18 protein-coding genes and 1 pseudogene are annotated in these 23,375 nt (G+C 43.4%); 11 read left to right on the forward strand and 8 right to left on the reverse strand.

Annotation, left to right across the window (positions count from 1 at the left end; translation table 11 throughout):
* Positions 1–27 precede the first annotated feature (27 nt).
* Entirely contained in the window at positions 28–285 is a 258-nt protein-coding gene (locus gpAD87_RS09900; RefSeq protein WP_024630063.1) for a GlsB/YeaQ/YmgE family stress response membrane protein, read from the reverse strand.
* 209 nt (positions 286–494) lie between these two features.
* On the opposite strand from gpAD87_RS09900, the gene gpAD87_RS32150 reads away from it, so the two are divergent.
* Positions 495–665, forward strand: a complete 171-nt coding sequence (locus gpAD87_RS32150; protein WP_197521398.1) for a hypothetical protein — start codon at positions 495–497, stop codon at positions 663–665.
* 190 nt (positions 666–855) lie between these two features.
* Here the strand turns inward: gpAD87_RS32150 and gpAD87_RS09905 are convergent, their stop codons facing one another.
* The gene (locus gpAD87_RS09905; protein ID WP_064637889.1) at positions 856–1,878 is read right to left on the reverse strand and encodes an MBL fold metallo-hydrolase; all 1,023 of its coding nucleotides are present in this window, start codon (positions 1,876–1,878) and stop codon (positions 856–858) included.
* A gap of 162 nt (positions 1,879–2,040) precedes the next feature.
* Between gpAD87_RS09905 and gpAD87_RS09910 the strand changes: the two genes are divergently transcribed.
* Both gpAD87_RS09910 and gpAD87_RS09915 read left to right on the forward strand, forming a co-directional pair.
* Positions 2,041–3,051 (forward strand): fumarylacetoacetate hydrolase family protein, encoded by a 1,011-nt coding sequence (locus gpAD87_RS09910; protein WP_064637891.1) that lies wholly within the window; start codon positions 2,041–2,043, stop codon positions 3,049–3,051.
* A 92-nt stretch (positions 3,052–3,143) separates the two neighbouring features.
* Complete coding sequence (locus gpAD87_RS09915; RefSeq protein WP_064637893.1) at positions 3,144–3,725, forward strand: TetR/AcrR family transcriptional regulator; 582 nt, start codon at positions 3,144–3,146, stop codon at positions 3,723–3,725.
* A gap of 46 nt (positions 3,726–3,771) precedes the next feature.
* Here gpAD87_RS09915 and gpAD87_RS32535 read toward each other — a convergent pair.
* A pseudogene (locus gpAD87_RS32535) lies at positions 3,772–3,912 on the reverse strand (transposase); the annotation flags it as partial.
* 496 nt (positions 3,913–4,408) lie between these two features.
* On the opposite strand from gpAD87_RS32535, the gene gpAD87_RS09920 reads away from it, so the two are divergent.
* Complete coding sequence (locus gpAD87_RS09920) at positions 4,409–4,792, forward strand: DUF2750 domain-containing protein (RefSeq protein WP_064637894.1); 384 nt, start codon at positions 4,409–4,411, stop codon at positions 4,790–4,792.
* Between the two features lie 356 nt (positions 4,793–5,148).
* On the opposite strand, the gene gpAD87_RS09930 is transcribed toward gpAD87_RS09920, so the two are convergent.
* Both gpAD87_RS09930 and gpAD87_RS31455 read right to left on the reverse strand, forming a co-directional pair.
* On the reverse strand, positions 5,149–5,349 hold the full coding sequence (locus gpAD87_RS09930; protein WP_064637898.1) for a hypothetical protein: 201 nt from the start codon (positions 5,347–5,349) through the stop codon (positions 5,149–5,151).
* A gap of 462 nt (positions 5,350–5,811) precedes the next feature.
* Complete coding sequence (locus gpAD87_RS31455) at positions 5,812–6,060, reverse strand: response regulator (RefSeq protein WP_269453522.1); 249 nt, start codon at positions 6,058–6,060, stop codon at positions 5,812–5,814.
* Positions 6,061–6,486: 426 nt separating this feature from the next.
* Between gpAD87_RS31455 and gpAD87_RS09935 the strand changes: the two genes are divergently transcribed.
* The 3 genes from gpAD87_RS09935 (at position 6,487) to gpAD87_RS09955 (ending at position 9,853) form a co-directional block, all read left to right on the forward strand.
* The gene (locus gpAD87_RS09935) at positions 6,487–7,677 is read left to right on the forward strand and encodes a glycine C-acetyltransferase (RefSeq protein WP_064637899.1); all 1,191 of its coding nucleotides are present in this window, start codon (positions 6,487–6,489) and stop codon (positions 7,675–7,677) included.
* 37 nt (positions 7,678–7,714) lie between these two features.
* Positions 7,715–8,674, forward strand: a complete 960-nt coding sequence (locus gpAD87_RS09940) for an NAD-dependent epimerase/dehydratase family protein (protein WP_064637901.1) — start codon at positions 7,715–7,717, stop codon at positions 8,672–8,674.
* 981 nt (positions 8,675–9,655) lie between these two features.
* Entirely contained in the window at positions 9,656–9,853 is a 198-nt protein-coding gene (locus gpAD87_RS09955; RefSeq protein ID WP_063567440.1) for a hypothetical protein, read from the forward strand.
* 483 nt (positions 9,854–10,336) lie between these two features.
* On the opposite strand, the gene gpAD87_RS09960 is transcribed toward gpAD87_RS09955, so the two are convergent.
* Positions 10,337–10,840, reverse strand: coding sequence for a hypothetical protein (locus tag gpAD87_RS09960; protein ID WP_197521399.1), 504 nt, complete (start codon positions 10,838–10,840; stop codon positions 10,337–10,339).
* Between the two features lie 61 nt (positions 10,841–10,901).
* Here gpAD87_RS09960 and gpAD87_RS32155 point away from each other — a divergent pair, with 61 nt between their 5' ends.
* Complete coding sequence (locus gpAD87_RS32155) at positions 10,902–11,120, forward strand: hypothetical protein (RefSeq protein WP_179132057.1); 219 nt, start codon at positions 10,902–10,904, stop codon at positions 11,118–11,120.
* Positions 11,121–11,970: 850 nt separating this feature from the next.
* Positions 11,971–16,311 (forward strand): LuxR C-terminal-related transcriptional regulator, encoded by a 4,341-nt coding sequence (locus gpAD87_RS09965; protein ID WP_157258440.1) that lies wholly within the window; start codon positions 11,971–11,973, stop codon positions 16,309–16,311.
* Positions 16,312–16,785: 474 nt separating this feature from the next.
* Here gpAD87_RS09965 and gpAD87_RS09970 read toward each other — a convergent pair whose 3' ends face one another.
* Both gpAD87_RS09970 and gpAD87_RS09975 read right to left on the reverse strand, forming a co-directional pair.
* Complete coding sequence (locus tag gpAD87_RS09970) at positions 16,786–17,304, reverse strand: family 43 glycosylhydrolase (protein WP_064637907.1); 519 nt, start codon at positions 17,302–17,304, stop codon at positions 16,786–16,788.
* 177 nt (positions 17,305–17,481) lie between these two features.
* Complete coding sequence (locus tag gpAD87_RS09975) at positions 17,482–18,354, reverse strand: helix-turn-helix domain-containing protein (RefSeq protein WP_064637909.1); 873 nt, start codon at positions 18,352–18,354, stop codon at positions 17,482–17,484.
* A gap of 462 nt (positions 18,355–18,816) precedes the next feature.
* On the opposite strand from gpAD87_RS09975, the gene gpAD87_RS09980 reads away from it, so the two are divergent.
* On the forward strand, positions 18,817–20,334 hold the full coding sequence (locus tag gpAD87_RS09980) for a glycoside hydrolase family 43 protein (protein ID WP_064640838.1): 1,518 nt from the start codon (positions 18,817–18,819) through the stop codon (positions 20,332–20,334).
* A 22-nt stretch (positions 20,335–20,356) separates the two neighbouring features.
* Positions 20,357–23,272 carry a glycoside hydrolase family 3 protein gene (locus gpAD87_RS09985; RefSeq protein ID WP_064637911.1) on the forward strand — a complete coding sequence of 972 codons (2,916 nt, stop codon included), beginning with the start codon at positions 20,357–20,359 and terminating at the stop codon, positions 23,270–23,272.
* Positions 23,273–23,375: the final 103 nt, after the last annotated feature.

Here is a 23,375-nt window from a genome sequence, read left to right on the forward strand (position 1 = left end):
GACGGTATCGGTTTACGCCTCTCTTTGTTAACGTCTTCGGAAGGCTCCGCCGCGTGCCAGAGCGAAGAAGATGAGCAGGGCAATAATTGAGCCAACGATGGCGGGAATAATATGAAATCCGCCAATCACCGGCCCCCTTGGTCCCAGCAATTCCGTACCTAACCAGGAACCGATAAAACCCGCAATAATGTTCCCAAGTACACCGCCTGGTACGTCCCGCCCAATCAAGTTGCCGCTTAACCAGCCAATAAGTCCACCAACAATGAGTACCCAGAGCAGATCCATGGATTGTTCTCCTTTCTTCGAGTTTATTACAAGTTATGTTGGACTCAGTGGAATATACCTCACCTTCCAGTTGGTGGAGGAATCTAAAGTGTCTGTGCTAAGATGAGGGTAAATTATGATTCAAGATGGGGAGCAAGGCTAAAAGGGGTGCACTTGAAGAAGATACTTGTCATTGACGATGAAGTCGCAATCAGAGATTTGAGCTCGTAATGAGAAGAGAAAACGACGTCGTTCAAACGGCTGAAAACGGTAAAAATAGCCTTGCAGCTGCTGGATGCGGTACACTATCATATAAAGGTAATATCATTAAAAACTGCTTTAAATTATGGATAGATCTTTGTGTTATTAAATTAACGGATAAAGAAGAGAGAAATACTTAACATCAAATTTTGGTTATATCGTTTTAGAAGAGTTCTACTAGCAAGTCATAAGTCCAACTCCATTTTTCTTCATAATCGGTTTTTAAGCACCCATTTTAATTCCGTGGAACAATTCAAAAAAACGGCCGCTGTTCGCATCGTTTGCGACAGGGCCGTTTTTTGTTTTTCGTAGGCTAGCATCAATTGCTATTCATTCTTGCCAAACACTCATAGGGTCCCATGGCTTGATTTGATTACCATATTTTCCGGCCAAAAAAACTTTCATGTCTTCCAGCTTAGCAGGCACCTCGTTCCAAATTGGAAGGGGTGGTAACCCTCGTTTGCTTTTCAATAGGATGTCCACTGTAACATACAAGCGTTCTGGCTGAATCCAATGAAGGAAGCGGGAAATATCAATTTGCTTGGTCAGGGACAAGGCATCAATTTCGTCATTGTAATGCTTGTTGAACTCGCTGATCAGGTTCAGGAGGTAGTCTCTCTGCTCCTTCACGAAGTCCAGGCCGCAGATGGCGCCATGTCCTGGAATAACGATTTCGGGTTTAATTTCATCAATAATGCGGTCAAGCACTTTAACCCAATTGAGGGTTCCCTCTTCGCTGTATGCCGTACACCCGTTAAACACCACATCGCCGGCGAACAGCACTTTTTCTTTTGGCATCCACAGCAGCAAGTCACTGTCAGAGTGGGCCGGAGCAACATTGTAAATCATTACTTCCGTATCGCCAAGACGGATGTTTATATCGTCCTTTATCTCAATATTCGGGAGCAACCATTCTACGCCTTCCAGGTCGAATCCTTCAAATTCCGCTGCAAAAAACCGCTCGCCCGAAGTAGATTCCGGAGAATCCTTTCCTCTTCTGATGACGCTGTCCATCCAGGAGATATTTTCGGTAAGACGCTCTCTGGACGCTTCCTTGTGCATAATAATGCAAGCATCTTCAAACACTTTGTTTCCCCAGGCATGGTCGCTATTATAGTGCGAGTTCACCACATATGCGGGAGAGCCGCCGTTGCTTACTTCCATAAAAGCCTCTCTCATTTCCCGCGCATGGAACAAATCGAAGAACGTGTCATACACCAGCCCTTCACCCTTGTTGATGAACCCGGCATTGGCCCAACTGATGCCGCGATACGGCGAAATACCGGCAAAGACGCCATCTGCGACTTCAAAAAATTTAACGCGAGGTTTTTGAATAATACGTCCATACTTCATGAAAATTCTCCTTTGCGTACATGTTTTGGGGTAAGGCATACTGACTATTCTTATTGTAGAGAATGGAATGCAGAAATGCAAGCATGCACTTGCACGCACACGTTCTATGCAATATGATAGTAACAGAACAACATCACACTACATGGATGGAGGCGCTTAACCATGAAACTAGTAACCTTTCAAACCAATACATCCCAGGAACCGTTGTTTGGGCTTGTAGTAAACGAGAAATTTGTCGTGTCTTTTGCCGCAATCATGAAAAAGCAGGGAACATTCGTTGACAGTCTTGAAAGTATGGACAGCTATCTTCATTATTTGCCGGCAAGTGATGATGCCGCTAAGGAAATGATGCAATATGTTATCGAACAGGTGCAACAATTCAATGAAAATGAAATCAGCCCGATTGCAGCAGTAACCCTGCTACCGCCAGTTCCAAATCCGGCTGCGCTTATCGATTTCGGGCTGACGCCAAGACATCTGAGAAATGCTGGCGTAAATCTGCTGCGAAGAGAATATACAGGGCCGGAAAGAGAAGAGCTTACACGTAAAATTGCTGAAAAATTCCAGCAAGATCTGAATAAAGTAACTTTCAGTTATTATAAGTGTAACCATAATGCATTAATTGGCGATGGGGATACGATTCATTGGCCTTCGTACTCTTCCTACCTGGATATCGAGCCGGAGCTGGCCTTTGTTACAGGGAAGGGGAACTGCATTGCAGGTTATGTTATTTTTAATGACAGTACTGTCCGCGATGTGCAGTGGCCGGATTTCCAGGCGATGACCGGACCGACGCGCTGCAAAGATTTCGATCGCAGCAAAGGAATAGGACCATTTCTGGTAACGCCGGATGAAATCGACAACCCGTTGGTATTGGATGTGGATGTACGCATCGGGGAGAGACTGCACTGGAAGGGAAGCACATCCGAGTATTCGGCACACCCTGCAAAAGTGATGGAGGAGGTTCTCAAAGTTTTCACGCCACTCCCGGGCACGATTATAGGAATGGGGACGATACCGGATTGCTGCGCAATCGAGACCGAAGAATGGCTGTTGCCCTCTGATCGAATCCAGATTACATTTGATAAATTAGGCACGCTCACGCAATTGGTACCTGATCATGTCAAGATTACGGAACCAAGCCGCTGGGAAAAAAGAAGCGAATTGCTTTAAATAAACGTTTATGAAAATGATGAACCCCGACCCTGCTGCATATGCAAAACTTGTAGTAGAATAGGTTTAACATATGCAAAAGGAGAAATACAATGCAAACTTCAGACAGAATCATTGAAGCCGCGACACAGCTCATCAAAAAGAATGGCTATCGGGGAGTAAGCACCAAAGCCATTGCAACGGAAGCTAAAGTCAATGAATCTACGATTTTCCGGCAATTTGGAAGTAAGCAAGGCATATTGGAAGCCATCATTGAAAGACATTCGGATATTCCGCAATTTGAGAAGCTGTTAAAAGAGGACGCGACCGATAATCCGGAAGTCGATTTGCTGAATGTAAGTCAGCAGTACCGATTGTTTTTCCATAAAAATGCGGACATCATTTTGATTGGCATCCGCGACAAAGGAATGTTTCCCGAATTGGACAGAGTGCTGGCCGATCCGCCGGTGAAGCTGCACTCCTTGCTGGTTGAATATTTTGAACGCCTGCAGAAGAAAAAAGTTATAGCCAGACAGGATGAGCGCCTTGCCGCCATGTCTTTTCTCTCGATGTGCTACGGATTTCAGATGAGCGAGCTGATTCACGGGCAATATCAGTCCCAACTCGTCACCGAGGAAGATTTCTACAAGCACAGTGTCTCATTGTTTGTAAAAGGAATTTTGTCTCAGTCATAAGCTTTGTTGATTTATTCAAATATGCCAAAGACTGCTTTTGCTCGACTAGCTTTACCATTCGTTTCACATTCACAACAAATGCTGTGAGGTATGTCTGTATTCGCATACGAAATAGACCTCGGTACTTGGCTGTTGCCATACCGTGTAACCTCTTCATCTCAGCATTTTTATACTCAATAACCAGTCTGTATTTATCAGTAGTTACTCAAAAAAGAATCACTTCCCAAAAGTTATACGGGAAATAGGAGTAAGAGTCCACCTAATTATTAGGCGGACTCTTTTAGTTATTCTTATTTGATGATGGATTTTTCTAAAGAGCAACATAAATGAGGTTGTTTATTTATAATTTCGGAGATGAATTTCGATCGGTACTCCCATGGAGGAGATCACCTTGGGATAAGCACTTATGTTCAGTATTATTTTGATGAAGATACATGTATCTTCATTCTTTTTAGGCAATGCTCTGTCAGATATTTTGCATCATATTAATATAGAATTTCCAATAAAACAGGAGGAGAGTAGGGAACTTGGAAAGAACTTAAACCGATTACCGTAATGGACAAGAACATGATCCGATTGCCGATTAGAAGTATATCTATTCTATCTCTGCCTGCTAATTCATTAAGCTAACGGGAAGATTAGCGTGGTATATTTAATTTAAAGTTCTAACAAGGAGGTCGCAAATGAATTCGATAACCTCGAAAGAGTTTGAAGCTGTTATTAAACTCCCTGCGAATATTCGATATGAATATTTTATAAAGAAGGTTACTGATTCAGAAGAAATTTGGGGGTTGTATGATGACGGTTGGGCAATGTCTTCAGATGATAAAGAGAGATTGCTTATTTCATTCTGGCCTAGGAAAGAGTTTGCAGAGTACTGTGCTTATGAAGAATGGTTAAATTATAAAGCACATTGTATCTCATTAGACGAGTTCATTAGTGACTGGTTACCCAATATGGTGGAGGATCAGCATAAGCTGTCGATCTTTTGGAACAGAGATGATTCTGCAGTTCTTGAGATTCAAGTGCTACTAAATGATTTAGAGAAGGAACTCGAAAAGTATTGATCCATCGTTACGCTAACGGGAAACGTTCCAGAGAGCTTGAAGGAAATGAACCGGAGAATGTTAGGCGAATCGATCAGATTGATGAGATGATCAAGGACATTAGTAAGATATTTGTGGTTAGAGCCGGACACAGCTCAATAGAAACAAACTCTATATATCTTAAAACAGAAGATTCTATTTTCTGGCATGGGTGCTTGTAGGGGAGAATGCATGTTGGAGGAAATATATTTCATTATTATCTGAAGATAAGCAGAAAAAAGGCATCTCCTGAAGGAGATGCTTTTTTTCTTGAGTAGAAACATTGTTAGGATTGCTACTGGGAATCATTCTTCCTAAATCGAGGAAGTATAAATATATTACTCTCTTTTTTCATTATCTAATCGCCGACGAAATACCAAAGCCGAAACAGCAAATATAATAAAAGATAATATTGAAGCAGCAGTAACCATCTTCAACACATTTCCTATTGGAGGGTTAAACAACAGAGCAATTGAGATGATTAAAACAGCACCTGTTAAACCCATTCCCAAAATCGAGATCGCTAAAATCTTGTTCATCAAATCACCTCACAAGGGATATTATACCATTTAAAGAGACTGCCCTGAAAATTAAAGAGTTAGGGTATGTAAATGAGTGGGGCTGGAAGAAAGTTGTCAAGAGTCCTAAAAAGAACTACAGTGCTAAGGTTATTTGTCTTTCCGATTTAATGAAAATCTAAGTGAGAGTGGTGATCTCTTTTGAGTGATTAAAGATAATGAGTGATATGGAAAGATCCTTTGATAAAATGAAGTTGTGGGGGCCTCATAGTAGGAGTATTAGCTGTTATTAAAATCAAATCCACATGAAATCTTTACATAGTGAAATCTTTCTTGTTGAGCAAAAAAACGATATTTTGAGATATTCTAATTGAAATTATGGTGTTACTGAGATTAAATACATTACGTGGCCAAGATATAAATTTTTATTCAAAATTATTTAAGCTGCGACCGTTTCTCAGATTTTACCGGGGAACGGTCGTTTTATTTATTACTAAAGTCGCAAACAAGGATCATCATGCTGCGTTTGGAACGCCTCTTAAGACTCCCCCTCCCTATAACCCCTGCCTGAAGGGCCGGTACGATATGACTGCGGTCGGAAAAACTGGTCAAAATGATGATTCGTGTATCCGGATACGCTTCCGATATGAAGCGACTGGCTTCAATGCCGTCCATTATTAGCATGTAGAGGTCCATCAGGATAACATCAGGTCGGAGTTTGCCATTCCATATTTAGAATGAGAAATAAAGTAGATGCGCAAATCGAGGGCGAAGTTAAACTAACGGGCAGGATAGTTTAACATGAAAGCTGGCTAGTATATAAATAGTATAAAATCATTTTGGCCTAATACCTACGATGAAAGAAGAAAATGAAAAAGTTTATTGCGTGTCGAGGGACAAGATCTTATACCGATTACCGTAATGGACAAGAACATGATCCGATTTCTGATTAGATAAATGTCTAAGTAGTGGTGGAGGATCTTATTTAGAACGCGCTATATTTTTGTGCGGATATTTTTATTTTTTGTCCGCCACATGTGTACAATAAATAAAAAAGATGATACATTGAAATTAGTTTAATCCCTTTTAAAACAGGTTTTTTTGGAGGATTCTTATGTCTCCTGTACGAGGACATACGTATATCGAGGAGGGAATGGGATGTCAAGTCAAGCCTTGGACCAATTTTTAAGTTCGAACATCGAAGATCTAAAGACTAAAGGTCTATATAACGTCATCGATACGCTGCAGGGTGCAAATGGTCCTGTTATTCGTATCGACGGAAAGTCCCTAATCAATTTGTCTTCCAATAACTATTTGGGACTGGCAACAGATTACCGCCTGATTGATGCTTCAGTTAAGGCGTCGCAGACATACGGGGCAGGCGCAGGGGCTGTGAGAACAATTAATGGTACGATGGATCTTCATATTGAGCTTGAAGAAAAACTGGCCCGTTTCAAAAAAACGGAAGCTGTTATCGTTTATCAATCGGGATTTAACTGCAATATGGCTGCTATATCCGCGGTAATGGACCAGCATGATGCGATTTTATCCGATGAGCTGAACCACGCTTCAATTATTGATGGCTGCCGCCTGTCGAGAGCCAAGGTGATTCGCTTTAAGCACTCGGATATGAATGATTTAAGACAAAAGGCGAAAGAGGCCAAGGAATCCGGTCAGTACCATAAAATTATGGTCATCACGGATGGGGTTTTCTCCATGGATGGTGATATAGCAAAGCTGCCCGAAATCGTGAAAATAGCTGAAGAATTCGATCTGATTACTTATGTGGATGATGCCCACGGTTCGGGCGTTCTCGGAGCGGGTGCGGGAACCGTGAAGCATTTTGGATTGTCCGACCGCATTGACTTTCAAATTGGTACTCTTTCCAAGGCGATCGGCGTTGTCGGCGGTTATGTGGCGGGTAAAAAGCAACTGATTGAATGGTTGAAGCTGAGAAGCCGTCCGTTTCTGTTCTCGACATCGCTACCTCCGGCTGCAATCGCTGCTTGCAGCGCTTCTGTCGACATTTTGATGAATGACAAAGAGCTGATCGAGAAGCTGTGGGAGAACGGCAATGATTTGAAAAACGGCTTGAGCCGGTTTGGATATGATGTAGGCCAAAGCGAAACGCCGATCACACCTTGTATCATTGGCGATGAAGTAACCACCCAACAGTTCAGCAAACGGCTCTATGAAGAAGGCGTTTACGCCAAGGCAATCGTGTTTCCGACGGTCCCGAAAGGAACCGGAAGAATACGCAACATGCCGACAGCTGCCCATACCAAGGAGATGCTCGACCAGGTGATTTCTGTTTATGAGAAAGTTGGCAAGGAAATGAAGCTGATTTAGCTGCATTCGCGGGAGTATATTTCGGGAGGAATGTCTTATGAACAAGATTTTGGTGACCGGAGCACTGGGCCAAATCGGTTCTGAGTTAGTTGTTAAATTACGTGAAATTTATGGTGCGGATCACGTCGTTGCTACGGATCTCAAGTCATCTGCCCACGAAATTACCCGATCCGGGCCATTCGAGCTGCTGGACGTGACGAATGATAAGGCGATGTTCGAAATCGCCAAGCGGTACGAAGTGGATACCGTCATCCATTTGGCTGCGCTGCTGTCGGCTACCGCAGAGGAGAAACCGCTGCTTGCCTGGAATTTGAATATGGGCGGATTGATGAATGCACTTGAAGTATCCAGGGAGCTCGGCTGTCAATTTTTCACTCCAAGCTCCATTGGATCTTTTGGTCCTTCGACTCCGAAAGTCAATACCCCGCAGGATACGATCCAGAGGCCCAATACGATGTACGGCGTGAACAAAGTGTCCGGCGAACTACTTTGTGATTATTATTTTTACAAATACGGCCTGGATACTAGGGGGCTGCGATTCCCGGGTTTGATATCTTATATGACGCCTCCCGGCGGAGGAACGACGGATTACGCCGTGGAAATTTATTACGCAGCCGTGACGGCTGGCCGGTATACATCTTATATCGCCAAGGACACAAACATGGACATGATGTATATGCCGGATGCCCTGAACGCTATCATCGAATTGATGGAAGCGGATTCTTCCCGGTTAATGCACCGAAATTCATTTAATGTCACCGCAATGAGCGTGGATCCGGAGGCGATCGCTGCAGCGATTCGGGATGAGTTTCCCGGCTTTATCCTCGATTATGACGTTGATCCGAAGAGACAGGCGATTGCCGATAGCTGGCCGCATTCCATTGATGCGACGGCAGCGAAAACAGAATGGGGATTTCATCCCCGCTACGACCTGAAGGCCATGACGAAGGATATGCTTTCACAGCTAAGCGAGAGACAAATGCTTCGCAAGGCTTAAAGTGATTATGAATTCGCTGTGCAAAGCGAGTTGAAATACAAAAGAAGCTGCATCAAGAGGTTTGGCGTTACTCGGACCTTTTGTTGCAGCTTCTTTTTTCATCCTCCAGCCCAGACATTTCCGTGGTCTGTGGCTTATCAGATAAAGAACACGGCATAAAGTTTGCAACAGGACGGACCGAGGTATGCAAAATAAAACACAGAAGTGAAAGAAAGGGAGCTGTTTATTTCGCGGGACAAGAACATGTTCTCATTGCGATAGGCGTTTATCTAATCGTTATTTTGCCTGTTAATTCATTTATAGATATAATGCAGATGTACAATGACACAAAGTTACCAAACAATAAACAAGAGAACCCTTTCAGCCACATTAATAAAAGAATAAAATGATAGTTTCATTAATCAAACAAGGAGTGTGCATATAATGGATTCGTTTTCGAAAGAAACAAAAGATAATTCTTACGTAGTAATTCCGTCAGAAAATGTAACTAAGATACAACTTGGAGATCCATGTTATATTGGTTATCAACTAGATGGGCAAGAATTCTGGGAATTAACGGGTGTCTCTTATACGACTGAAGTATCTTCGTTTAGAAGTTCGTAAATACCAATACCATATGGCAGGACATATGCATCATGCCTTATTACCGCTTAGCAAGCTGCTATAAGTTAATTTTCTATTTTGAAGAAGGAAGGGGATAACCTTGCAGGAGTACTAACTGACGCCTATAGAAATAGTAGCGATCCGTTGGGTTGTAGCACATTTTTCAAGGTAGTTCCTTTGTTTCGTGACAGTCTAATTGAAATCGGTATTAAAGAAGGTGTGACTCATATTACTGATGGTATAGTTTCAGATGATACGATTTCACACGTTGATCTAATAGCCTTTTACAAAAAAATAGGCTTTACGTTGATAATAGAAAGTTACATATGGTCTATATAGAAGCAATGATAAGATTAATTTCATTGAAGGAGGTTCGAGATGAGAAACGAAGAATGTTGTCCTGAATGTGGAGGAACAAAATTAGGGGAGGGCAAGTCGCACGGCGAAGCTAGGGTATATCCTATGAAAAAGATGCTAACATTAGGATCAGATGTTACTCATGTAATTTGTATAACGTGTGGATTTATTTTAAAAAGTTTTGTTAAAGAGCCACATAAATTTGAGGATAATAAATAAAATTGTACTGCAAGAAAGGGGACCAACAGATCAAGTTCTAACTCTGCTCAGTTAAATAAAGACTAAAGGGCATAATTGCATGAAAGTAGGGAACTTTAAAAAAATTCAGTCTTTGTTGTCGAGGGACAAAAACATGGTCCCATTGAAGTCGCTATTTTAGCGGCTTTTTTATGTTATCGGTACAAGTTCGTGTCCCGAGCCGAGGACATGAACTTGTACCGATTGCCGAAATGGACAAGAACATATTCCGATTACCTATTAGATGATTATCTTGATTTTGTAAGTCTTGTAGGACGCAATATAACGATTATGGCGGCTAACACCAACTCGATCATATATGGAGCAAATTTTGCTGCACATATGGGATTCAGAAAGAAATGATTTCATACCTCCCTTACTGTAAATTGTCCTTTGAGTATATACGTAAAAGCTCCTTTACCAGTGAGAGGTGGGTAAAGGAGCATATCTAGATCTTATGAAAGTTTACTTGGATTCAATTCGACCGATTGGATTTGGATCTTCTGATAAAGCCTTTTGAACTGCCGTCCAGCTGTCATGTTCAATATCGAGCGCATGACAAAGATAAGCCCATGAGACCAGCTGAATTAAGGCGACATGTTCTGGATTTTCATCTGTTGTTTCCGTAACTTCATAACCCGGGATTCCGCTAAGTGAGTGTTCTGCACCGAATAGGGTGAGCAGGCTCTCGGCCCCTGGGCTTAAGAAGTAGGGGTCGGACATCCATTCCGGGCCGCGGACGGTCAACTGATACTTTTGCGGGGTATAGTCCTGGTCCCCGACGATCACAAGTGTGGGTGTGATCATGTGCGTGAAGCTCACGTTCAAGTGCGGCATATTCTCGGCCGCGAACGTCGTCAGGCTGTCGCCACCTTGTCCAGCGGTGGCAAACAGCACGCCCGCTTTGATGCGCGAGTCAAACAGGTCCACGTCCTTCTTAGTTTCTGGGTCGAGGACTCGCAATCCCAAGAGATTGCCCGCCGTTTGGCCACCGAAGGAATGTCCAGCTGCTGCTATTCGGCTTCGATCAGTGCGTCCACTTTGTTTTGTAGAGGAATTAAGTCCAGCTCTGAAGACTTTGATTGAAACAGCAACAGCTGCAGATGAAGTACGTGCCAAGATTACACCAGATGAATTGTTGTGGGCGGTAGCAAGTCTCTGTACGGGAGTAGACAACGGTGATATAGCGCATGCGAAAAATATTGTTTCTCTTCTTGTAGATGGATTGCGTTACCGTGCAAAACGTTAACACTTCGACAGAATCCTTCTTTTTTACTGCGATGGTTTGATCAGAGACGCACTAGTGAAACTATGCTAAATATAACTTTTGTTGAAAAGTTTACTAGTGGGCTCTGTGATGGGGATCTTGAAAAGTAGTAAAATGTCGCAGGACAAGAACAGTGTGTCATTTCGGATTAGATGACTATTTAAACAGTTAGATGATGGAAATCAACGCGCGTGATAAAAGCAGATTACCATAGATAATAGCTAAATTAGATGAGTGTTATTGGCTAGTTTCGGCACAGTCATTTTTAAGATCCTAATTCACCTTTAACAAGAGCAGAGGCCGTTGTTATTCTAAATAAGCTTCTAGGTCGCGAGCCAATTGAGGGAAGTACCATTAAGTGGAACGACGTTGCCGAATGGTTCTGGACGTATGGCGATATTCAAGCCGCTTCCAACGTCAATGTAGAGGATTTACTTGCAACGCAATAGTGGTTACTAGAGAGCACCTAATCAGGTGCTCTTTATTTTTTCATTCTGTACAAGATGATTTAATTTATAGAGACAGCTATTCTTAAGCCGCAGCTCATCTCTATTTCTGTATATATGCGTAGAGGAAAAAAAACGACTTATATTTGCGGTTATTTATTCCACCATTTGCCATTCGCAAATATATAGCATATATATCGGTGGCTAGACTCTAAATGCATCATGGATTAAGATTATTTTAGGTTTATAAATCGATCTCATCCAGCCGAAATTATTATTAAATTCAAAAATATCCTTTTCACGAAACGCAAATATAACTCAGATAGGTGTGCATCATTATTAAGATTTTAAGAGAGTACATAACGCAGTCCCCTTTAGAGTTGGCGGTGTTCATTGAACTGTCTATTATACTTGCAGAAATGGTGCATCGTGAACACGAGCGGAATAGGATAATTGGATACCTTAGCCCTGACCATATCAGCGTACAGTGGGAGGGGAAAACAGCTCAAGTATCCTGGCATACGGAAAGTCATGCAGCTTATCGTTCTCCCGAGCAATTTGCACGATTCAATCTGGTGCCGAATGAACGCAGTGATCTTTACGCATTAGGGGTTATTCTCTATGAGCTGTTAACCGGACATTTGCCTTTTCATGCTGACAATGATGAAGACTGGGGTACCGTACATACCCGCAAGGTACCTCAATCTTTATCCGATATTCGACCGAGTTTAGACGAAACACTGCAAGCTATACTGATGAAATTACTTGCCAAATCACAGGTGGAGCGTTATCAGAGTATATATGGGGTGCTTGAAGATCTGAAATTGTATCAGAATATGATGATAGATAACGATGGAGCGTTTAAGCCATTGGAAGTGGGACGTTTAGATAAAATCCGTACGCTTTCCCTATCCGAATCGTGGTATGGACGTAGTGCCGAAGTGGTGCAAATGGAGGCTGGGCTGGAGCAGGCTTTTCAAGGAATGAATGCCTTTCGTTGGGTGATAGGCAAAGAAGGAACGGGTAAAACGGCGCTTGTCCATAGAATCGAACAAAACGTCGTTCGACATGGTGGCCGGATGATCGCTATGAAAGTGGAACTTTCCCAAAAAAATATTCGATGTGGGCCGATCCTTCAGGGAATGCGGGAATGGGTCTATCAACTGTGGAGTGAGCCGATTGAAATCATTACACGTCTGAAAGCCAAACTACAAGCCGGTTTCGGTCCAGAAATGCAGGTAATCGTATCCTGCTGGCCTGAGGCCAAGCTGTTGTTCGACAACGATGCGAAGGTAGCACATATCTCGGACGATGCGAAGGCCTGGGAACGGTTTGAAGAACTTCTGCCCGACTTGATCTGTTGTATGGCTGAATGCAAGCCACCGTTAGTTTTATTTATGGACAATCTGCAGTGGGTCGACAATGGTACACAAGAGGTAATTCGTGAACTTGCATTATCACAAAAAGCGCATGGGTTATTCCTAATAGGGGCTTATCGTACGGAGGAGTTGATCACTTCCACGGGGGATGTAGCGAATTTTAATCAAGAGGATTTGCTGGCTTGGTTAACCCATAGATGCCGTGCCAATCCAGAGGAACAAGTGACTCTGCCACCGCTGGCTTATGAGGATGTGAGGCAGCTGATCTCTGATGCTCTATATGAGAAATCCGGTCGCATTCAACTTCTGGCGCGGTCTGTCCACGATCAGACAGGTGGTAATCCTGGCTCGGTTCGTCTCTTGCTGGAGGGATGGATAAAGGAGAACAGACTACGTTTTGACGAAAGACGACGTCAGTGGGTATGGGACTCTGAAATAACCCGGCAACTAAGCAGATCGAAAGAACATCTGCGTTTGTTGGAGGTAGGCTTCTCCAAGCTCAAGGAAGATCGTAAGGAGTTCTTGGCTATGGCGGCCGCAATTGGTCCGGTATTTCAGTTAACACTCTTGGCCGAAGTGTGCGGCATATCAGTGGATATGGTATTCCTTAATCTTCAAGAGGCGGAAGCTGAAGGGTTTATTTATCGGGAAGACGAAGCAGAGCAAGAAGATGAACAGGATTTGATCTATGTGTTTGCCCATGAATTCATTCACCGAATGGTATATGCTTTCGATTCAGGACGCAATATCCACCGACACCGGGTAATTGGACGGTTCCTACTGGATCGCACTCAGGAGTCATACGATGACCTGTCAAGAACAGCGATTGATCATCTGAACTTGGCAGCTTCGGCATTATCAGACCAAGAAACGAAGCAATTGATTGAGTACAATCTTCAAGCGGGACAAGAGGCGTTGGCAGCGGCGCGCTATGCAAAAGGGAAGTATTATGCAGAAAATGGGCTTCATCTGCTGGCAATATGCAAGGCGGAAGTACCAGGTATACTCGATGTCGATTTGCAGTTGGTATTAGCTTGGACGGAGTATATGGGTGGCAATAGCGCACGGGCGAAAGAACTGTTGGTGGACTTGAACCAAAGCAGCGATCGACTGAGCCGATCGGAGCGACTCAAAATCTGGGCACCTTTGATACAATTTCATGCATTCGTGGACAATGAGACTGCGGTTCAATTTGGAATGGAGGCGCTAGGCTCGTACGGCTGGAAGCTTGGGAAGAAGAGTTCCCTGTTGTCTATCGCCAAGGAAATGGCCTCGACCGCGGTCCTCTTACATCGAAAACGGGAGAAGCACCTTCTGCTGTCCAACCCACTTGACGAGGATTATGAGGAATTATGCCATTTAATGGAGCTGTTGTTTCTTCCATTACTTACACACGATGCACGATCGCTACTGGAATTGTATGCCCCATTTATTCGTTATGGGTTGCATAAAGGGGTGAATGAGTCGTTAGCATCAATGATCGGAGGATATGAGCTGATTGTGCAAAGGACATTTCCGAGCTTTGCTCGAGCGACTTCGATTGCTGAGGGGGTGTTTCTGCAAATTGCGAACACCTCTACATTGAGGAAAAAGCATGTTTTTACTTTTCTGAGCGGAATGATCAAGCAAATGGACAGTCCTTTGGAATCTTCTGTTGTCTTGTTCAATGCGATGCGTCAAGGGATGGAAGCAGGCGATCATGACTTTGCTAATTCTGCCTTAATTTTTTGTGTTATGGGTAATCATGGGAATGCATATGTCATAAATGAATTGCTCCGATACTTTGAGGAGAACATGCGACAGATTGCCGACGACAAGATACTGGAAATGATGCTGCTGACGAGTAGTTACACAGCAGTGCTGCAAGACGATTCTTTGATCGACAGTTTTGTTTCTATTCCACTGGTGTCGACTGACAGTGAGTTGGATCACCGGGGCGAAGACAACTATAGTTGCGGTTGTCGGCTTGAGGTGGCGTTGCTGTCGGGCAGGTACAGGGAAGCGCTGTATTGGTCGCAACGAGGAAGGGTAAACGAATTTCATTTGGATTGGATGCGAGTTCGTAAACAACGTGTTTACGAGAGTTTGGCATTAGCTGGATTTTATTTTGAGACGAATAGGGAGGATCGTAAGCGGATTCGGAAGACCATACGCGCGCAATTGCGATTGATGAAGAGTTGGCGAGGATTTCTAGACAGTAAGTCCTCCGCATATTTGCTAATCAAAGCAGAAAGTGAACGAATTGCAGGGAATTCGTTTGTCGCCATGAATCAATATACGGCTGCAATTAAGCGAGCGAGAACAGAAAAATACGTATTGCTCGAAGCCATTGCTTGCGAACGGCTTGCTGTATGTTATCAAGATGATCTGCTTAGCCGATCCGGAGCGGCAATTACGATGATGGATGCTTGTGCGGCATACGCCGAATGGGGAATCACCTCCAAAGTAACTCAAATTAGAAGCAGACACGCTGAATTGCTGGACCCGGTTTACAAACGTTATGAGGGTCCAGTATTACAGGAGCGAGCACATATGACTCAAACCATCACAGAGGTAGCTTGGCAGAACGGCCCCAAGATAGGTGAAGGCTCGAAGAGCGAAGAGCAATTCGAGCTTTTACAACGAATCATCAATGGGTTAGCACAGACGAGTAAGGCAGACTGGAGGTTAAATCTCTTAAAAACGGCTCTAAGACAAACCGGAGCAGAGCGTGGTCTGTTGTTGAAGCGTCAAAATAATGAGTTCATTATTGAAGCTAACTCTTCTTACTGGATTGATAAGGAAAAAGAAGCCGACCTGTATGCGGAGAGCGTCTTACGTCATACAGCGATGACGGCGCAACCGCTAATTCTGCATGACGCGCTTCAGAGTTTTTGGGTGAGGGATGCTTATATTGCAGCAAAAAAACAGAGGTCGATTCTGTGCATGTCAATCGATGTTCCGGGAAAACAAGCTTCCTATCTACTATACTTGGAAAATCGACAGATGTCGGGTGTGTTTACAAAGAGGGATGTTCAGATGATGGAGCTTATTGCGACACGGATCATTTATCTCAAGATGCTGGAAGACGAAACTGCGGATACAACATTCCCGAAGGCTTTTGACAGTAACGCTTTGTCCGTGGTGCCTTGTCTCATACAACCAGGGCTGACTGAACCGCTGACTGAACGAGAAACGGAAATTATTAAAGCGATTGCAAAAGGCTTGTCGAACAGGGAGATTGCTAATCTCTTTGGTATAGCAGAGACGACGGTCAAGACACATAGTTCTAGAATATACGGCAAGTTGGGTGTAAAACGGCGGGGACAAGCTGTCGTACGTGCTAGAGAGTTGAAATTAATAGAGTGACAAACAAGGAAGCGAGCCTGAAAGGGCCGTTTCTTTGTTTGTTTTCAAGCAGACGACAACTCGAGTTCTTTGGTCATTTGTCGAGGGACATGAACATATTCCCATTGAAGTCGCTATTTAAGCGGCTTTTTTATTTTATTGGTACAAGTTCGTGTCCCGAGCCAAGGACAAGAACATAGTCCGATTACCGATTAGATGGATATATAAATGAAAAGCAATGTAATTAAAACCTCAATAAGCAGCATTATGCAGGACAGTTTTCGCATTTCAATTTAAATGAAGATCTGAGTAGAAGTGTTGTGTCTCTTTTGGGTGACAGAAACACTGAATGCTGTTTTTAGTCAAAGAAACCAGCTTCAATGATCGGAAGTACTTCAATTAAAACAGTGATCTCATTTGAATTAGATAAAACAAACTTGTAAAAGCACTTTAGCAAAGAAGTGAAGAGGCTGCTGGATGTGTCTTTTGGTTCATTTATTTTTCCATCTCCTCACATGTGACGTTTCGTTCGGTGATGTAGCAACCTTCAGTAAGCACGCAAGCCAGATCTGCTGGAATGCAATGATAATGAAGAAGGGATTGCTCAAAGCCTTGAGAGGTCATCTCAACTAGAGGTATAGTTCCGTCCGCCAAGATTTCTATGCGTTCAACGCAGCCTCGTCTAGAAAACACAGTATTATTGGTCATTCTATGGTAAAAGATATACCATTGATCTTTGATTTTACAAATTGAGCCGTGATTATTTCCACCAGGGTATTCAATGGCATTGTCTATAATTGTGCCTCGGTATTTAAAAGGGCCAGTGGGTGACTCGCTAGTAGCATAATCAATCCTACTGCCAACTCTCGGAGAATAAATTAAATAATACGTATCTCCTATTTTACGAGGTGAACAAGCTTCAAAAAAAGAGAATGGTTCTTCAGTGGGCAAAATGTCATCAATAAATGTATTTTGTAAAACTTCTATCATATTTTCGTTGTTGATTTCGGCCATAAACGAACAGCGACACAACCCTTAGAACCATGAATGTATGCATAAAGATAATATTTTCTATCCTTTTCAACAACATCCGGAGCATATAGTTAACAATAAATATTTTATAGGAAGAGCATGAACCGTTCCTTAATTATTGAGACCGAGATTAGCACTATTGAGCCGCTAAATTTTTTATTATTGCATCGTAGATTTATGTTTACGAAATGTCCTCGGAGTCATTCCATGTATTCTTTTAAACTGACGGGTGAGGTAGTTGCTGTCGTTAAAGCCACACTCATAAGAGATCTCGGTGATTGTAAGGTTAGTTTGCTTCAACAGTGTACAAGCTCGTTCTAGCCGGAGTCGCTGAAGGTAAGCGATTGGAGTGGTTTGATAATAAGACTGAAAGATCCGATTAAGATGTCGGACAGAAATCCCCGAACGAGCAGCTATTTCTTCCAAAGTTACTTGTTCAAGAAAGTGATCCTCAATATATGAAATGGCACTGGCGAGATGCATTAGACTGTTAGCAAAGCCTTTTTCCTGATGATCGTACTGTCTAGATAAGAACACGACAAGTTCCATAAATCGGGAAACGAGCATCGTTTGATGGCCAGGTTGTTTGAGTTCATATTCTGTCACCATGGTGGAAACCACTGCTGAGACATATTCTAAACTCGCAATGGACATGTTCAACTTACTTTTATATGAATTATTATTCCGATAGAATGGCTCCAAAATAAAAAGTGCCTGATAACCGTTTAAGGAGCGTAAGTCAGAACCGGCCGTGTTTAACATTTCTTGTTTATACATCACATTGCATATTTTGAAATCTTGAGGGGCTTTATACGCATGCTGAGTACCGCCATTCAGGACAAAAGCATCTCCTTTCTTAATAAAAGTTTCTTCATTATTAACAACATGTGTAGCATGACCTTTCAGGACAATGACAAGTTCGGAGAAATCGACATGTTGATGTAGCGACATTTCTTCCTCATGCCCTCCGTATTGAATAAAGAAGGGGAACTTTTCGTCTGTTGTAAACCAGTTTAAATATACATCACTCAATTTGAAACCCTCCAATCTTATGGGATTTTAGTCTATATTATGCTGTTAATAATCTGATAATCAAGTCTTTATCCGAAGTAGAAGTAAAAAAAATACTTAATCCAATAAATAGATATCCTTCGTTAGTGGGAAAAACTTTGATTCCGAGCATGTCTGGAAAACTTATAGGGGCTTTAATTCTACTAAACGCCAAAATTAGGATCTTGAAAATCGAAGAAGCCTAGTTCATTTATTTCTTTTACATGATGGATAAAAGATAATGTAAAGCTGATATAGTCTTCTCTCTATCATTTGCATAGATAATTTAATTGAAGTCTTGTAGTCTGTCTACAGCGAGAAATAATGTCCTGAAAATGCTACTTTCAGGCCGGAAAGTCAAGGAAAAAGGACATTGAATTGAATTATAATACGAACTGAATAATTTTTATAAGGAGTGATTCAGTTTTGTCGGTTAATACACAAATTAATTATTGCAATCCTATTATCAGTGGATTTCATCCAGACCCCAGTATCTGCCGGGTAGGGGATGACTATTTTCTTGTTACAAGTTCGTTTGAATATTTTCCAGGAGTACCGCTGTTTCATAGCAAAGACTTGGTAAACTGGGAGCAGATTGGCCATGTTTTAACAAGGGTAGAACAATTGAATCTCACAAAAGTGAGAAGCTCGGGTGGAATTTATGCTCCAACTATCCGGCATCACAAAGGGACATTTTACATGACTACTACAAACGTATCCGGCGGTGGCAACTTTTATGTGTACACTGATGATCCGTGGGGGGAGTGGTCTGATCCTGTTTATGTCGATCAGTTGGGGATTGATCCTGATCTATTCTTCGATGAGGATGGCACAGTTTATTACACGACCTCTTATGACGCCAATGGTCAGGGAGCATACCAGAGTCGTATTGATATAAAATCAGGAGAGCGCCTATCGGAAGTGAAATTGATATGGAAGGGAAGCGGAGGGCAATATCCGGAAGGCCCACATCTCTACCGGGTCGGCAGCTGGTATTATCTAATGATTTCTGAAGGCGGTACTGAATACGGACATATGGTCACAGTAGCGCGGAGTAAGAGTCCGCAGGGACCATTCGAGGGTTGCCCCCATAATCCGATCTTGTCCCATAGAAGTTTGCTTAAGCCTGTCCACGCAACTGGACATGCAGACCTGGTACAGTCACCAGACGGCGCCTGGTGGGCGGTATTCCTGGGGATCAGACCGATTGGCTACCCGATGCACCATCACCTTGGTCGTGAAACGTTCCTGGCACCGGTAAGCTGGACGTCAGAGGGTTATCCGATGATTGGCGACAATGGGACTATCAGCGATAGAATGACGGTAATAAACCTTCCGCAACAACAACTGTCAGAATCAATGATTACGGTACGCGATGATTTTGATGACGAGTTGCTGGCTCCATACTGGACATTTTTACGTACACCAGATCAGGAGAATTGGTCGCTATCAGAAAATAAAGGTTGCCTAACGCTTCACGGCTCCCCTGTTACGTTGAATGAAGCAGATTCACCGGCATTTATCGGTAGAAGACAGCAACATTTTGCTGCACGGTTTGCTGCACATCTGACGTTTGAGCCGCAGCAAGACGGTGAAGAAGCAGGTCTTACTGTATTTATGAATGAACGTTTTCATTATGAGCTTGCGTTGTTGCGCACTGAGGGCGAACGAAAGCTTATCTTCCGGAGAAGATTGGGTACGCTTTGGAAGATAGAGAACGAAATTCCATGGTTTTCTGATACAGTTATTCTCACAGTCCGTGCTGACAAAACACATTATGTTTTTGAATTTTCACAAGATAACGAGGAACCAGTTGTATTCGGCAGCGGAGAGTGTGGACTGCTGTCTACGGAAGTGGCTGGTGGATTTACAGGTGTGTTTATCGCTATGTACGCAACAGGGAACGGGGCACATTCTCTCTCCCCTGCTCATTTTGACTGGTTTGATTATCAAGCTTATTAATAGGATTGGAGTGTGTTTGAAAATGGCAATAGAAGAAACGTCTTCCCCCTACTGGAATCCTGATCTGCCGCTTGAAGAGCGAGTGAATGATTTAATTGGACGTCTTACTCTGGATGAAAAAATAGATCTCATGCCTCAATATCAGATTGCAGTCGAAAGACTTGGAATTCAAGCATATAAGCATGGTACAGAAGCTGCACACGGCATGGCTTGGCTGGGTGAAGCGACAACCTATCCGCAACCTATTGGTCTGGCGTGTACCTGGGATAAGAAACTACTAAAGCGTATTGGAAATGCAATTGGTGAAGAGGCGAGAGGATTCTATAAGCAAAACTCAACCCATAACGGCTTGACTTTATGGGCGCCGACGGTGGATATGGAGCGTGATCCGCGCTGGGGCCGGACGGAAGAAGCCTATGGAGAAGATCCAGTACTTGCTGGCAAATTAACTGCAGCGCTAACGCAGGGCATTCAAGGTGAGCACCCGTTTTATTTGAAGGCGGTTGCGACATTGAAGCATTTTATTGCTAACAACAATGAGGTGGGTAGGGGAGAGACCTCTATCAGTCTCGACCCGCGTAATCTACGTGAATATTATTTGAAGGCATTCGAGATTCCATTCAAAGAAGGTGGCGCCAAGTCTATGATGACTGCATACAATGCGATTAATGGCGTACCAGCGAATCTCAGCAATAGCGTAATCGATATCGTTAAACGTGAGTGGGGAATGGACGGGTTCGTGGTCAGCGATGCATTTGACGTAACCGGAACAGTCAGAGATCATCACTATATAGAATCTTTACAGGAAGCGGTAGCCCGTTCTATCCGTGAAGGCGGTATTGACAGCATTACTGATGAGGCCGGCGTGGTAACTGCGGCTATCCGTACGGCGCTTGCGGAAGGGCTGCTTAGTGAGAACGATCTCGATATCGCGTTGCGTAATACCTTCCGAGTCCGTTTCCGGCTTGGGGAGTTCGACCCGGCTGATCGGAATCCGTACGCAGGCATTGACGAAACAGCAATTCTTGGGACTGGGCATGCCGAACTTGCACTTGAAGCTGTACAAAAGGCAATAGTACTGTTGAAAAATGAGGATAATATACTGCCTCTTCAAGTGGACAAGTTGAACAAAGTTGCAGTAATTGGTCCATTGGCTGATATCGTGTACAGTGATTGGTATAGCGGTACTATGCCGTATACCGTGTCCCCACTGAAGGGTATTCGCGATCGGTTGGCGGAAGCAGGGAACAACGGCGAAGCGTTATTCACCCGAGGTACTGACCGCATACAGCTGAAGGCAGTAAGCAGCGGAAAATATGTTCGCTTAGGTGATGATGACAAAGCAACACTCGTAGCCGATGCAAACTCGGCAAAGGAAGGCGACGTATTTGAGGCAACCGATTGGGGCTGGGATAGCCATACAATCATAGCGGAGCGGAATGGACGTTACCTGAGTACAGATGATAAAACTATACAGGCTTCTTCTGGTCGGATTTGGGATTGGTTTACGAAGGAAGAGTTTAAGCTTCAAAAGTTTACTTCTGAAGATAACTTAACAACTATTAAAACCTGGAACGGGATGCCGGTGACTATTGGGGATAAGAACGGAACACTTCTTGTCGGAGATGGACAAGCTGCTGAAACCGCGAATGCCATTAACGTGGGCGGCTCTGCTGAAATCAGGCAGGTTTCTCCTGGGTCTACTGCTGAGAAGTTTGCGCTTAAATATGTAACAAACGGTATTGAGGAAGCCGCTGAAGCAGCGCGTGATGCAGATACAGCAATTGTATTTGTCGGTAACCACCCACTAATTAATGGTAAAGAGACAACAGATCGTCCAGATATTTCACTACCAGAATATCAAGAAAAACTAGTGCAAAAGGTGTTTGAAGCCAATCCAAATACCATAGTAGTGGTTGTAGGTAGTTATCCATTCTCCTTCAATTGGATACAAGATAAGGTTCCGGCCATTCTTTACACTTCCCATGCTGGTCAAGAACTTGGAAATGGTGTTGCTGATGCACTGTTTGGAGCCATCAATCCCTCCGGCCGATTAAATATGACTTGGTATAAGTCAGTTGATCAGTTACCACCTTTCATGGATTACGATATCATTCAGGGAGGACGAACGTATCAGTATTTTGAAGGCACGCCGCTGTATCCGTTCGGCCACGGTCTTTCTTATAGTAATTTCCAGTATGAGAATCTTCGGCTTTCTACAGATCGGATTAAGGCAGAAAAAGATTCAACTGTGGATATAACCTGCAGCATCACCAATACAAGCAAATATTTAGGTGAGGAAGTGGTACAGCTCTACGTGAAGTCGGGGAGTTCCCGGGTGAAACGCCCTCTTCTTCAGCTGGCAGATTTCCAGAAGATATTGCTTGCACCAGGCGAGACAGCGGAAGTAACATTCCATCTACCGACAGATTCGCTTTCGTTCTGGGATGTGACGCGTGAGCAGTTCTGTACCGAAAGCGGCGTTTACTCTATATTGCTTGGCTCCAGTTCAGCGGATTTGCGTCTGGAAGGCTCTATTATGGTTGATGGTGAAATAATTCCGCCTCGTGATTTGACACAATTGACACGGGCAACCAATTACGATGGTTATGATGGTATTTACCTTGGTGAATGTACTGAGGGCGGTAGTGCAGCTGTCGTAAGCGGTACAGCAGGATGGATAGCTTTCAAAGATGTAGAACTAAAAGAAGGAGTTTTTGCGGCAGAAATGAGAGCAGCGGCTTCAGAAGAAGGGATTGTGGAAATCAGACTCGATGGTCAGGATGGTGTACTTGCCGGTAGATATGTCATTCTCGCCGAAGGAACTCGAAACTGGCGAAGCTACACCTTTGCTCTAAATGGGGCTACCGGTCGCCATGATATATACTTTATTCTGCAAGGGCCAGTAGCACTTAGCTGGTTCCGTTTAATGAATTGAACAGAGGATTCATTTGGTAAATAAAAGCCCCGCAGAAGTTTGCGGGGCTTTGCATCGTGTAGCAGTATCTGCGTGAGATACGGCAAATGGAATATGTTTGCAT

Origin of the sequence: Paenibacillus sp. AD87 (genome assembly GCF_001659845.1) — a bacterium.
In the GTDB taxonomy this organism is placed as follows: Bacteria; Bacillota; Bacilli; order Paenibacillales; family Paenibacillaceae; genus Paenibacillus; species Paenibacillus marchantiae.